The sequence below is a fragment of the Bradyrhizobium sp. CCGE-LA001 genome, assembly GCF_000296215.2.
Taxonomy (GTDB): Bacteria; Pseudomonadota; Alphaproteobacteria; order Rhizobiales; family Xanthobacteraceae; genus Bradyrhizobium.
The window spans coordinates 2,749,695-2,763,003 of sequence record NZ_CP013949.1; the positions used below are offsets into that span (position 1 = coordinate 2,749,695).

Sequence of the window (13,309 nt, forward strand, 5' to 3'; positions counted from 1 at the left end):
AGACATAGAATTCGAGATCGCCGCGATGCGCTTTACCGATATTTTCATCAAGCGACCGGTCCTGTCGGTCGTCGTCAGCCTGCTGATCCTGCTGATCGGTCTACGTGCGGCGATGGTGCTGCCGATCCGGCAATATCCGAAGCTGTCGAACACGGTCATCAACATCACGACCGTCTATCCCGGCGCCTCCGCGGACCTGATCCAGGGCTTCATCACCACGCCGATCGAGCAGGCGGTCGCGTCCGCCGAAGGCGTCGACTACATCACCTCGTCCTCGGTGCTCGGCACCTCGACGATCCAGGTCTACATCAAGCTGAACTTCGATCCGAATCAGGCGCTCACCGAGGTGCTGGCGAAGACGAACTCGGTGAAGTACCTGATTCCCAAGGAATCCAACGACCCGATCGTCACCAAGACCACCGGCCAGACCACGGCCGTGATGTATCTCGGCTTCTCGTCAGATGAGCTGTCCGGCTCGGCGATCTCGGACTACCTGACGCGTGTGGTCCAGCCGGTGCTGTCGACCGTCGACGGCGTGGCCTCGGCTGACATTCTGGGCGGCCAGACCTTTGCGATGCGGCTGTGGCTCGACCCCGTGAAGATGGCCGGCCGCAATGTCTCGCCGGCGGACGTTGCCGCGGCAATCACCGCCAACAACTTCCAGTCCGCGGCGGGCCAGACCAAGGGCTATCTCATCGTCTCGAACGTTTCGACGAATACGGGCCTGACCGACGTCAATCAGTTCAAGAAGATGATCGTCAAGGCCAAGGACGGCGGCTTCGTGCGGATGGAGGACATCGCCACCGTGGAGCTTGCGGCCCAAAGCACGGATGCCAGTGTCGCCTTCAACGGCGAGCGTGCGATCTTCATTGGCGTCCAGGCGACGCCACAGGGTAACCCGCTGACGCTGGTCAAGGGCGTGCGCGCGCTGTTTCCCGAGCTCGAACGCAACCTGCCGCCCTCGATGAAGATGAAGGTCGCCTACGACTCGACCAAGTTCATTCAATCCTCGATCGACGAGGTGCGGAATACATTGGGCGAAGCCGTGATCATCGTGATCGTGGTCATCTTCCTGTTCCTGGCCTCGCTGCGCTCCGTCATCATTCCCGTCGTCACCATACCGTTGTCGATGATCGGCGTCTGCACCATGATGCTGGCGCTGGGCTTCAGCTTCAATCTCCTGACCCTGCTCGCGATGGTGCTCGCGATCGGTCTCGTGGTCGACGACGCCATCGTCGTGGTGGAGAACATTCACCGCCATCTGGAGGAGGGCAAGACGCCGGTCCAGGCGTCGCTGCAGGGCGCGCGCGAAATCGTCGGGCCAGTCATTTCGATGACGATCACGCTTGCGGCGGTGTATGCGCCGATCGGCTTCCTCGGCGGCCTCACCGGATCGCTGTTCCGGGAATTCGCCTTTACGCTGGCGGGCTCGGTCATCGTGTCGGGCGTGGTCGCGCTGACGCTGTCGCCGATGATGTGCTCGGTGCTGCTCAAGAACACGGAAGAGGGCCGTTTCGCCAAGCTCGTGAACCGGGTGTTCGGCGCCATGACGCGGTGGTACGGCCGCAAGCTCGACCGCTCGCTCGACTACAAGGCCATCACCGGCCTGTTCGCCGTGACGATCCTGGGGCTCGTCGGCTTCCTCTACATGCACACCTCGAAGGAGCTGGCTCCCGAGGAAGATCAGGGCATCGTGTTTGCGGTGACCAAGGCGCCGAAATACGCCAACATCGACTATGTCGATTTTTACGGCGAGAAGCTCGACAAGGAATTCCAGAAGTTTCCCGAGACCGATTTGCGTTTCGTTCTGAACGGCATCAATGGCCCGCAGGGCGGGATTGCCGGTATGCTCTTGAAGCCGTGGGACGAGCGCACACGTTCGTCGATCGCCTTGAAGCCGCTGGTGCAGGCCGAACTCTCCAAGATCGAGGGTGTGCAGGCGTTCGCGTTCAACTTGCCGCCGCTGCCGGGCGGACCCGGCGGCCTGCCGATCCAGATGGTCATCAACTCCACGGCCAGCTTCCAGACCGTCTATGAGCAGATGGAGAAGCTGAAGGAATCCGCACGCAATAGCGGCATGTTCATCGTCTCCGACAGCGACCTCGCCTACAACCAGCCGAACGTCGAGGTGACGATCGACCGCACCAAGGCGCAGGATCTCGGCGTCAACATGCAGAACCTCGGTTCGACGCTGGCGGTGCTGCTCGGCGGCAATTACATCAACCGCTTCAATCTCGAGGGCCGTTCCTATCAGGTCATCCCGCAGGTGCCGCGCGGCAAGCGGCTCTCGCCGGAATCGCTCGGCGGCTATTATGTGACGACCAATACCGGCCAACAGCTTCCGTTGTCGACCGTGGTCTCGATCAGGACCAAGACCGATCCGAATTCGCTGACGCACTACAACCAGCTCAATTCGGCGACGTTCTCTGCGGTGCCGATGCCCGGCGTGACCGTCGGCGCTGCGGTCGACTTCCTCGAAGGCGAGGCCAAGAAGCTGCCGCAAGGCTTCAGCCACGACTATCTGGCGGACTCCAGGCAGTACGTGCAGGAAGGCAATCAGCTCGCGATCACCTTCGGCTTCGCGCTGATCATCATCTTCCTGGTTCTGGCGGCGCAGTTCGAGAGTCTGCGCGACCCGTTGGTGATCATGATCTCGGTGCCGATGGCGATCGTCGGCGCGCTGATCCCGCTGTTCTTCGGCATGGCGACCATAAACATCTATACGCAGGTCGGTCTGCTCACCCTGGTCGGCCTGATCACCAAGCACGGCATCCTGATGGTGGAGTTCGCCAACGAGCTCCAGGTCAACGAGCGGCTCGACCGCCGCTCCGCGATCGAGATGTCGGCCCGGATCCGTCTGCGGCCGATCCTGATGACCACGGCCGCGATGGTGACGGGCCTGATCCCGCTCCTGACTGCGACCGGTGCGGGCGCGGCCAGCCGCTTCTCGATCGGTCTGGTCGTCGTGGCAGGCATGTCGATCGGCACGCTGTTCACGCTGTTCGTGCTGCCGGCGGTCTATGTGGTGCTGGCGACCGACCATCGCGCGACGGCCGATTCGGAGCGCAACAAGCAGATTGCCGATCTCGACCTCGGCTCCGACAAGGCCCTGCGCCCGACCTGAGGCCGCAAGCGAAGCAAACCAGAGGGCGGCAGCGGTTCCCGTTGCCGCCCTTTTTCGTTGCGCTGGTGCTTCGCTCTCCCGCGCCTGCGAGAGACAAGGTCCCGTCTTCTTGCTAGGTTCCGCGGATGAGCCTCTCGATCCATCGCGATACTCCGCGAGCCAGAACGCTGCCGAGCGCGGCAGCTGATGGCGTCGCTGCCGGCGCGGCGGCGGGGCAGGGGATCAGGACTCGGCTCTTCACCAAATATGTCGCGCTGTTCGTGGCCGTCGTCGCAATCGCGCTGCTGGCCAATGGCCTATTCGAAGTCTTCTTCTATTATCGCGAACACAAGGCTTCGCTGATCCGGGTCCAGCACGAGCAGGCCGAGGCGGCCGCGACCAAGATTGGCCAGTTCGTCAAGGAGATCGAGAGCCAGCTCGGATGGACCACGCAACTGCCTTGGTCCGGCGGCTCGATCGAGCAACGCCGCTTCGACGCGCTGCGCCTTTTGCGCCAGGTGCCTGCCATTACCGAGCTCGCCCAGGTGGACTCGACGGGCAAGGAGCGGTTGCGGGTCTCGCGGCTGGCGATGGACGCGCTCGACAGCGGGATCGATCTGTCGAGCGATCCGAAATTCACTGAGGCGGTCGCGCGCAAGGTCTATTACGGTCCGGTCTATTTCCGCAGGGACTCCGAGCCCTACATGACGCTGGCTCTGGCCGGCGCGCGCAAGGACGCCGGCGTCAGCATCGCGGAAGTCAATCTCAAGCTCATCTGGGACGTCGTGTCCCAGATCAAGGTCGGCCAGCACGGGCACGCCTACGTGGTCGGACCGGGGGGACGCCTGATCGCGCATCCCGATATCAGTCTCGTTCTTCGAAATACCGACATGTCCGGCCTCGCACAGGTCCGCGCCGCACAGGCCGCCGGCGGCACCATGCCGGTTGTGATCGAGGAAGCGCACAATATTCAGGGTCAGAAGGTCTTGACAGCCTCCGCTCCGATCCAGCCGCTGGGCTGGACCATGTTCGTCGAGCTGCCGGTCGAGGAAGCTTATGCCGCGCTCTACGCCTCGTTGCAGCGGCTCGCGATCGTGCTGCTGGCGGCATCGATCTTCGCGGTGCTCGCGGGGATATTCCTGGCGCGCCGCATGGTCGGTCCGATCCAGGCGCTGCGCAGCGGCGCCGAGCGGATTGGCGGTGGCGACTTCTCGCAGCGCATCTCGATTGCAACCGGCGACGAGCTGGAAGGCCTCGCCAACCAGTTCAACGACATGGGCGCGCGATTGCAGGAATCCTATGCCGACCTCGAGAACAAGGTCGAGCAGCGTACCGCAGAGCTCCGGCAATCCCTGAACGATCTACGCACCGCGCAGGACCGCCTGATCCAGACCGAGAAGCTCGCGTCCCTCGGCCAGCTCACTGCAGGCATCGCCCACGAGATCAAGAACCCGCTCAACTTCGTCAATAACTTCTCGTCGGTGTCGACGGAGCTGATCGACGAGCTCAATGAGACCCTGCGATCGGCCGCGCTCGACGGCAAGACGAAGGAGGAGGTCGACGAGCTTACCGGCATGCTCAGGGGCAACCTCGAGAAGGTGGTGCAGCATGGCAAACGTGCCGATTCCATCGTCAGGAACATGCTGCTGCATTCGCGCGAGGGCTCCGGCGAGCATCGCGCCGTCGATATCAACGGCATCGTGGAGGAAAGCCTCAACCTGGCCTATCACGGCGCCAGGGCCGAACGGCCTGCCTTCAACGTCACGCTCCAGCGCAGCCTCGATCCCGCGGCGGGTGTGGTCGACATCTATCCGCAGGAGATCACGCGCGTCTTCCTCAATCTGATCTCGAATGGATTCTATGCCACGGCCAAGCGCAAGGAGGGCGAGGGCGACGCCTTCGAGCCCATCTTGAGCGTTGCGACCAAAGATCTCGGCGGCAGCGTCGAAATCCGGATCCGCGACAACGGCACCGGAATTCCGCCCGAAGTGAAGGAGAAGATGTTCAATCCCTTCTTCACCACCAAGCCGGCCGGGGAGGGCACTGGGCTCGGCCTTTCCATGAGCCATGATATCGTCGTGAAGCAACATGGCGGCACGATCGACGTGAACACGACACAAGGTGTATTCACCGAATTCATCATCACGCTGCCGCGCACGATGGCGGCAGGCGGCACTTCCGGAGGCAAGACTTGAACGTTTACATCCTGGTCGTCGACGACGAACCCGACGTCGAGGCGCTGTTCCGGCAACAGTTCCGGCGCGAGCTGCGCGCCGGCCGCTTCCAGATGGAATTCGCACCCTCTGCGCCCGATGCGCTCAGGGTCGCCGCCGAGGTTCGCGATCCCTCGCTGATCCTCATTCTCTCCGACATCAACATGCCCGGCATGAGCGGGCTCGACATGCTGCCGAAGGTGCGTGCCGCCCATCCGGACGTTCCCGTCATCATGATCACAGCCTATGGCGATGCCGAGACGCGTCGCAAGGCGATCGAGCGCGGTGCCGTCGGGCTGCTGACCAAGCCGATCGACTTTGCGCTGCTGCGGCAGGAAATCGACACGAGGCTCGAGCAAGCCGCATGACTGCGACCATCCTCTTCGTCGATGACGAGCCGGATTTGGAGGCACTGATCCTGCAGAAGTTCCGCAGGCAGATCCGCGACGGACTGATCGATATCAAGTTCGCGCGCGACGGCCTCGAGGCGCTGCAATCGCTCGAACAGAACCCGCATGTCGACATGGTGGTCTCCGACATCAACATGCCCAGGATGGACGGACTGTCGCTGCTCGCCAAGCTCCAGGAGGCCGAGGACAAGAAGTCGACCATCATCGTCTCCGCCTATGGCGACATGAGCAACATCCGCACTGCCATGAACCGCGGCGCATTCGACTTCCTGACCAAGCCGATCGATTTCGCCGACCTGGAAGCCACGATCGACAAGACCATTCGCCACGTCGAGATGCTGCGCGAGGTGCGCCGGCGCCAGGCGGAGGCCGAACGTGCCCACGCTGCGCTTTCGCGTCATTTCTCCCCGCAACTCGCTAAGCGTCTCGCGGCCAGCGGCGAAGGCGAGGGGATCGAAGTGCAGTGGCGCGAGGTCGCGACCATCTTCACCGACATCACCGGTTTCACCTCGCTGGTCGAAAGCGCGCCGCCCGAGACGCTGGGCGCGCTGCTCAACGAGTATGTCGGGGGCATGACCGAGATCGTCTTCGCGCATGAGGGAACCGTCGCCAAGATCATCGGCGATGCGATCCAGGTCCTGTTCAACGCGCCCGGCGACCAGCCGGACTATGCGACGCGCGCGGTCGCCTGCGCCCATGATCTCGACGCTTGGGCGCAAGACTTTTGCGTCCGTCAGAAAGCCGGAGGTGTGAACTTCGGCACGACGCGCATCGGCATTCATGCGGGCCCGGCGCTGGTCGGGAATTTCGGCGGAAACCGTTTCTTCGATTACACGGCTTATGGGGATTCCATCAATATCGCGGCGCGGCTTGAGGCCGCCAACAAGCACCTGGGAACGCGGATTTGCGTCAGCGCCAGCGTTGCGCAGTCGGCCGAGACGTTTCACGGCCGGCTCGTCGGCGAGCTGATGTTGCGCGGACGCAGCGAACCGCTGCGTGCGTTCGAGCCGCTGCCGCAGGCAAAATTCGAAGCGCCGGAAACGGCGCTATATTCCGAGGCTTTCGCCAAGATGGAAGCCGGCGACCCAGCGGCCATGCCGGCCTTCGCCGCGCTGGTCGGCATGCATGCCGACGATGCCTTGGCGGGCTTTCACCTGAAGCGCCTGCTAAACGGCGCCAAGGGCATTCGTATGCAACTGGAATAGGAGTTTGTCATGGTTCGTGAGTTCTCTGCCGGCAATTATCGTTTCATTCCGTCCGTGTTTCAGTATTCGGCAGGTGCGGCCGCCGATGACGGTTACGAGATCGAGCGCGTTCGCTTCGACCGCCTGGTGCCGCTCGTGGAAGGGTTCGCGCTGGCGGCGAAATTCATCCAGGAGGCCGGGCGTCCGCTCACGGCGTTTTGTGCTTGCGAGCTGCGCTCGCCGGCAGCCTTCAGCGAGGAAGGCTTTAGGGCCTTCAACCTGCATTATGTGAAGACGCTGTCGGAATGGGGCATCTTTGACGGCACCACCAACCCGGTGGCGCGCAGCAATGTCTGCCCCGAGATCGACCCGCCCTCGGAGCCATCGTTCTATGCGTTCTCCTTCACGCGCCCGAGCCGCTCGAGCGCGCCGAGCTTCGTCATCGCCGGCGGCGCCGAGGCACGGGAGGGCAGCGGGACCTATGTCGAGCGCACCGTGCGCTACCGCGACCTCAGTGCGGAAGGCCTGCGCGAGAAGGTGCGCTTCACGACGACCTCGCAGATGGAGAGCCGGATGGCGGCCTTTGGCTTCGGTTGGAAGGACACCACGGGCGTGCAGGCCTATTCCGTCCACGACTTCCATCACGCGCTGGTCGACGAGCTGGTCCGTCGCGGCGCGCTGCGCTCCGGCCTGACGTGGCATTTTGCCCGGCCGCCGGTGGTCGATCTCGAATACGAGATGGATTGCCGCCGCGTGCTGCGCGAGGTGGTGATCTGATCGGACGGGTCGATTTTCACCTACACCAAGGGGCGGGGGCGACGCATCCCTTCAAGACCGCTTTGCGTGTGCTGCCGCGATGCTGGCGTCGATGACGCTGCGATCGGTGTTGCCGGCCGGATTCTGCCGCGTCGGCATGGACGCGCGGAAGTGCACCCACAGCTCGTGGCTGACCCGCTCCAGCCGGTCGAGCTCACCGAGCGGATCGGGGTGGTCGTCGGCGCGAATGTCCAGCGCCGGCCATTCCTCCTCGCCGTGGATCAGCAGAGCCGCGGATTGCTTGCCGCGCTTGTCGCCGCCGGCGGCTTCGCCCGCGCGCATCGCCGCGAGCAAACGGCGCGGGAAGGGCAGGCTGTCATTGGCGATGTAGGTCTTGGCGGTCTCGTCGAGCACGTCGGCACCCGCCAGCATGTTGCCGGCGATCGAGAAGCCGCTGCCTGCGATGTGGCCGCACCAATCGACACAATCGCGCCCGGTATGCGCGGCGATCTCGCCGCTCGAATCCATGATGTGGATCTGGCGGCTTTCGCGGCCGTCGTCGGTTGCGAGGAGGGTGGCCAGCACGTCATGCGCATTGAGGCCTTCACGCAGCAGCTTGATGCCGTCGATGCCGTAATAGGGATTGACGAAGGCCTGCGTTGCGATGGCGCCGAGACCGGCGGCGATGTACGGGACCCGTGCGCCGACGGCGAAGAAGCGTGTCGCAACCGCGATGCCGAACTGGCCGGTGGCAGGATCGCGCGCGATGATCGACCAGGTCATGTGCTGTCCTCAGCGTCCCGCCGCGTAGCCTTGCATGCCGCGCGGATTGGCGGCGGCGCGCCGGCGCGGGCCGACCCGCGAGGCCGCCGTGAGGCGGCCTTCCGACCAGTCGGGGCCGACCTCGATGATGTGGCCGCGCTCGCGCAGATTCTCGATCGTCGCCTTGGGCACGCGGTTCTCGACGACGAGCACGCCCGGGCGCGCGGTGCGCGGCCAGAACGAGATCGGAAAATGCTCGGAGTGCCAGGCCGGCGCGTCGATCGCCTCCTGGAGGTTGAGGTTGCAATGGACGTGGCGCAGGAAGAACTGCGTGATCCACTGGTCCTGCTGATCGCCGCCGGGCGAGCCCCAGGCGAGATACGGCTCGCCGTCGCGTAGCGCCATGGTCGGCGACAGCGTGGTGCGCGGCCGCTTGCCCGGCGCGAGCGCGGCTGGATGATCTTCCTCCAGCCAGAACATCTGGGCGCGGCTGCCCAGGCAAAAGCCGAGCTCCGGAATGATCGGTGAGGATTGCAGCCAGCCGCCCGACGGCGTCGAGGACACCATGTTGCCGTCCCTGTCGATGATGTCAAAATGCCCGGTGTCGCCGCGCACTTCGCCGAAGCGCCCGACCGTCGGCTCGCCGGCACCGAGCGCACCGACCGCCTCGCGCTGCCCTTCTGCGCGGCGCAGTTTTACCACGCCGCCGAAGCCTTCAACGGAGCCGGGCACGAAGTCGAGCGAGGCCTTGTCGGTGACGAGCTTGCGGCGCTCGTCGTTGTAGGCATCCGACAGCAGGGTCGCGATCGGGATCTCGGTGAACTTGGGGTCGCCGTAGAATTTTTCGCGGTCGGCGAAGGCCAGTTTGGCGCATTCGATCTGGAGATGGATGAAGTCCGGACCGGTTGGGTCGAGGCCGTCGAGCGCAAAGCCCTTGAGCAGCGCGAGCTGTTGCAGCGTCACGGGGCCCTGGCTCCAGACGCCGGCTTTGCAGACGGTGTAGCGGCCGTAATCGTAGGTGAGCGGTGCCTCGACCGTCGGCTGCCAGCGCGCCATGTCGTCGGCCGAGAGCACGCCGCGATGTGGCGAGCCGCTGACGTCCATCACTTCCTGGGTGCGACAGAATTTGTCGATGGCTTCCGCGACGAAGCCCTCCGACCAGGCCTTTCGCGCTCGCTCGATCTCTGCATCGCGGCCACCGCCGCCGCTTTCGGCCTCGCCGAGAATGCGGGCATAGGTCGCGGCCAGCGTCTTGTTGGTGAAGAGCGTGCCGGGCCTAGGCACCTCGCCGTTCGGCAAATAGACCGCGGCCGAGGTCGGCCAGTGCTTGCGGAACAGCTGCTCGACGGTCTGGATCGTGGCGCAGGCGCGCTCGACCAGCGGATAGCCGTCGCGGGCATAGGAGATCGCGGGCTCCAGCACGTCGCGCACGCGCATCGTGCCGTAGTCGCGCAGCAGCATCATCCAGGATTCGAAGGTGCCGGGCACGCAGGCCGCGAGGAGACCGGTGCCGGGCACCATGTCGAGGCCTTCGCTCCTGTAATGCGCGATGGTGGCGCGCGCCGGGGCCGGGCCCTGGCCGCAGATCACCTCGGTGCGGCCACGTTTGACGTCATGGACGATGATCGGCACGTCGCCGCCGGGCCCGTTAAGATGCGGCTCGACCACCTGAAGCGTGAAGGCGGTGGCGACACCGGCATCGAAGGCATTGCCGCCCTTTTCCAGAACGCTCATGCCGACGGCGGTCGCGATCCAGTGCGTGGTGGCAACGACCCCGAAGGTGCCTTCGATCTCCGGCCTCGTCGTGAACGGATCGGGATTGACGTTGCTGGCCATGGGCTACCTCGTTTGCGACGCGCGCAATTGATCACAGGGCCACGCCAGCGCCAAATGCGCAGGCTGCATGGCACGCGCGCGTCACGCCGGGACCGGCGCGGTGTTGACCGCGTGGCAGGCGACGCCGCCGATCAGTTCCGGCGTCTCCTTGCGGCATAGATCGAACGCCAGTGGGCAGCGCGGATTGAAGGCGCAGCCTGAGGGGGGATTGATCGGGTTCGGGATCTCGCCTTTCACTGGAATGCGCTGGCGGCCGCTCATGGCGAGATCGGGCACCGCACCGAGCAGCATCTTGGTGTAGGGCATGCGCGGGCGCGCGAACAGCTCGCGTCCTTCCGCGATCTCGACGATGCGGCCGAGATACATCACGCCGACGCGGCTCGCCATGTGACGGACCACGGCGAGGTTGTGGCTGATGAACATGTAGGTCAGGCCGAACTTGTCCTGGAGGTCGCGCATCAGGTTCAGGATCTGCGCCTGCACGGAGACGTCGAGCGCCGATGTTGGTTCGTCGCAGACGATGAATTCGGCGTCCGATGCGAGTGCCCGCGCGATCGCGATCCGCTGGCGCTGGCCGCCGGAGAATTCGTGCGGAAATTTCAGCCGGTCGTCGGGGTGCAGGCCGACGAGGCTGAGCAGCTCGCTGACGCGGGCCTGAATGTCACGCTCGCCCTGGATCAGGTCGAAGGCGCGGATCGGCTCGGAGATGATGGCATCGACGCGGAAGCGCGGATTCAGGCTCGCATAGGGGTCCTGGAAGATCATCTGAATGCGGCGGCGCAGCTTCCTTCGTGCCGCGGCCTGCCGGGGATCGGTCATCGACACGCCGTCGATCCGCACGTCGCCGGAGCTCGGCGGCAGCAGGCCGACGACCATGCGCGCCACGGTGGTCTTGCCCGAGCCGGACTCGCCGACCAGCGCAAAGGTCTCGCCCTTCCGGATATCGAAGGTGACGTGATCGACCGCCTTGAGGTATTCGAGGTGCCCGCCTTCGAGCACGCGGTTGAGCCAGGGCTTCGAGACGTCGAAGACACGGCGCAGGTCTGTCGCCTGGACGAAGGGAGCGCTCATGCTGCGCTCTCCGCCGGCACATTGTCATAGAGATGGCAGGCGACCGATTGCGCGCCGCGCGGCAGCGGTTCGGGGCGATCGACCCGGCAGCGATCGAAGGCGAACGCACAGCGCGGATTGAACGAGCAGCCGGGCGGGATTGCCGACAGGCGCGGCATTGAGCCGGGGATCTGCACGAGGCGGTCGTGGTCTCCGGCCAGCGTCGGGATCGCGCCCATCAGGCCCTTGGCGTAAGGGTGCAGCGGGTTCTTCACGACATCCTGCACGGGCCCGATCTCGGCGATGCGGCCGGCATACATCACCGCGACGCGGTCCGACGTCTCCGCGATCACGCCCATGTCGTGGGTCACCAGCATCACGGCGGTGCCGTGATCGCGCCCGAGCCGCTTGATCAGCGAGATGATCTGCGCCTGCACGGAAACGTCGAGCGCGGTGGTCGGTTCGTCCGCGATGATCAGTTCCGGCTCGGCGCAGATCGCCAGCGCGATCACCACGCGCTGGCGCATGCCGCCGGAGAACTCGTGCGGATAGCCGTCGATGCGCTTTTCCGGCGCGGGGATGCCGACCTCGGCCAGGAGGTCGATGGCGCGGCGGCGGGCCGCCGTTTCGGACAGATTCAGATGAGTTCGGATCGTCTCCACGAGCTGGTCGCCGACCCGGTAGAGCGGATTGAGCGAGGTGAGCGGATCCTGGAAGATCATGCCGATCCGTTTTCCGCGGATGCGGCGCATCTCCTCGGGCCGCAAATTGTCGATGCGCAGGCCTGCGAGATGGATCTCGCCGCCGGCGATGCGGCCGGGCGGATCGATCAGGCCGATCACGGAGAGGCCAGTGACGGACTTGCCGGCGCCGGATTCGCCGACGACGCCGAGCACCTCGCCCCTGGCGATGTCGAAAGAGACGCCGTCGATGGCGCGCAGCGTGCCGCGGCGGGAGGCGAACTCCACATGAAGATCACGCACGGAGAGGACGGGTTCGGTCATTTGGAACGCACGCTCATCGAAGTTTCGGGTTGAGCGCGTCGCGCAGCCAATCGCCAAGCAGGTTGATCGACAGGATCAGCGCCGCCAGCGCGATACCGGGGAAGGCGACGATCCACCATTCGCCTGCGAACAAATAGTTGTTGCCGATCCGGATCAGCGTGCCGAGCGAAGGCATGGTGTCGGGCAGGCCCACGCCGAGGAAGGACAGCGTTGCCTCGGTGATGATGGCCAGCGCAAGGTTGATCGTGGCGATGACCAGGATCGGACCCATCGTGTTGGGCAGCACGTGCCGCAACATGATCTTCGGTGCGGGCAGGCCGATCAGCTGCGCGGCGGCTACATAGTCCTTGTTTTTCTCGACCATCACTGAGCTGCGCACCGTGCGGGCATAACCCACCCAGAAACTCAGGCCGATCGAGATCACGAGCACGACCAGCATGCTGGTGGCGTCCAAGCGGTTGCCGAGGACCGATTTCGCGATGCCGTTGACCAGCAGCGCGATCAGGATGGCGGGGAAAGTGAGCTGCACGTCGGCGATGCGCATGATCACGCCGTCGACCGCGCCGCCGAAATAGCCGGCGATCAGGCCGAGCGCTATGCCGAGCGCACCGGCGAAGATCACCCCGGCGACACCGACGGCGAGCGAGATGCGCATGCCGTAGAGGATGGCGGAGAACACGTCGCGGCCCTGTTCGTCGGTGCCGAGCAGGAACGGGCTCTGGCCGTCCGCGGTCCACAGCGGTGAGATCCGCGAATTCATCAATTGCAATTGTGCGGGGTCGAAGGGGTTCTGAACCGCGAGCCAGTTGGCGAAGATCGCGAGCAGGAAGAACAAGAGCGTGATCGCCGCCGCCACCATGGTGAGCTTGGAGCGGCGGAACGAATAGAAGAGATCGCTGTCGAGCGCCCGGCTGAACCAGCTCTGGGCGGCACGGTGCGGCTTTGCACTCTGCTCGTCGGAATTGGAAACGACTGCGTCGGACATGCAGGC

At 64.8% G+C, this 13,309-nt stretch carries 10 protein-coding genes; 5 read left to right on the plus strand and 5 right to left on the minus strand.

Annotated elements, in window-relative coordinates; genetic code table 11:
- Positions 1-25 precede the first annotated feature (25 nt).
- From BCCGELA001_RS12875 to cnbZ, 5 genes are all read left to right on the plus strand, one after another.
- The gene (locus BCCGELA001_RS12875; RefSeq protein ID WP_008550299.1) at positions 26-3,124 is read left to right on the plus strand and encodes a MexW/MexI family multidrug efflux RND transporter permease subunit; all 3,099 of its coding nucleotides are present in this window, start codon (positions 26-28) and stop codon (positions 3,122-3,124) included.
- 125 nt (positions 3,125-3,249) lie between these two features.
- Positions 3,250-5,298: a sensor histidine kinase gene (locus tag BCCGELA001_RS12880; RefSeq protein WP_060735452.1), complete on the plus strand. Its 2,049-nt coding sequence runs from the start codon at positions 3,250-3,252 to the stop codon at positions 5,296-5,298.
- Entirely contained in the window at positions 5,295-5,684 is a 390-nt protein-coding gene (locus BCCGELA001_RS12885) for a response regulator (protein WP_008550277.1), read from the plus strand. Before BCCGELA001_RS12880 ends, BCCGELA001_RS12885 begins: the two co-directional genes overlap by 4 nt.
- A complete protein-coding gene (locus BCCGELA001_RS12890) occupies positions 5,681-6,931 on the plus strand; it encodes an adenylate/guanylate cyclase domain-containing protein (protein WP_060735453.1) in 1,251 nt (416 codons plus the stop codon). The genes BCCGELA001_RS12885 and BCCGELA001_RS12890 overlap by 4 nt, the downstream gene beginning before the upstream one ends.
- A gap of 9 nt (positions 6,932-6,940) precedes the next feature.
- On the plus strand, positions 6,941-7,687 hold the full coding sequence (cnbZ, locus tag BCCGELA001_RS12895; RefSeq protein WP_060735454.1) for a 2-amino-5-chloromuconate deaminase CnbZ: 747 nt from the start codon (positions 6,941-6,943) through the stop codon (positions 7,685-7,687).
- A gap of 51 nt (positions 7,688-7,738) precedes the next feature.
- Here cnbZ and BCCGELA001_RS12900 read toward each other — a convergent pair whose 3' ends face one another.
- From BCCGELA001_RS12900 to BCCGELA001_RS12920, 5 genes are all read right to left on the minus strand, one after another.
- The gene (locus BCCGELA001_RS12900; RefSeq protein WP_008550260.1) at positions 7,739-8,449 is read right to left on the minus strand and encodes a DUF1028 domain-containing protein; all 711 of its coding nucleotides are present in this window, start codon (positions 8,447-8,449) and stop codon (positions 7,739-7,741) included.
- Between the two features lie 9 nt (positions 8,450-8,458).
- Complete coding sequence (locus tag BCCGELA001_RS12905; RefSeq protein ID WP_060735455.1) at positions 8,459-10,264, minus strand: gamma-glutamyltransferase family protein; 1,806 nt, start codon at positions 10,262-10,264, stop codon at positions 8,459-8,461.
- An 81-nt stretch (positions 10,265-10,345) separates the two neighbouring features.
- Positions 10,346-11,335 (minus strand): ABC transporter ATP-binding protein, encoded by a 990-nt coding sequence (locus tag BCCGELA001_RS12910; protein ID WP_060735456.1) that lies wholly within the window; start codon positions 11,333-11,335, stop codon positions 10,346-10,348.
- On the minus strand, positions 11,332-12,318 hold the full coding sequence (locus BCCGELA001_RS12915; protein ID WP_060735457.1) for an ABC transporter ATP-binding protein: 987 nt from the start codon (positions 12,316-12,318) through the stop codon (positions 11,332-11,334). The genes BCCGELA001_RS12910 and BCCGELA001_RS12915 overlap by 4 nt, the downstream gene beginning before the upstream one ends.
- A 13-nt stretch (positions 12,319-12,331) precedes the next feature.
- On the minus strand, positions 12,332-13,303 hold the full coding sequence (locus BCCGELA001_RS12920) for an ABC transporter permease (protein WP_008550244.1): 972 nt from the start codon (positions 13,301-13,303) through the stop codon (positions 12,332-12,334).
- Positions 13,304-13,309: the final 6 nt, after the last annotated feature.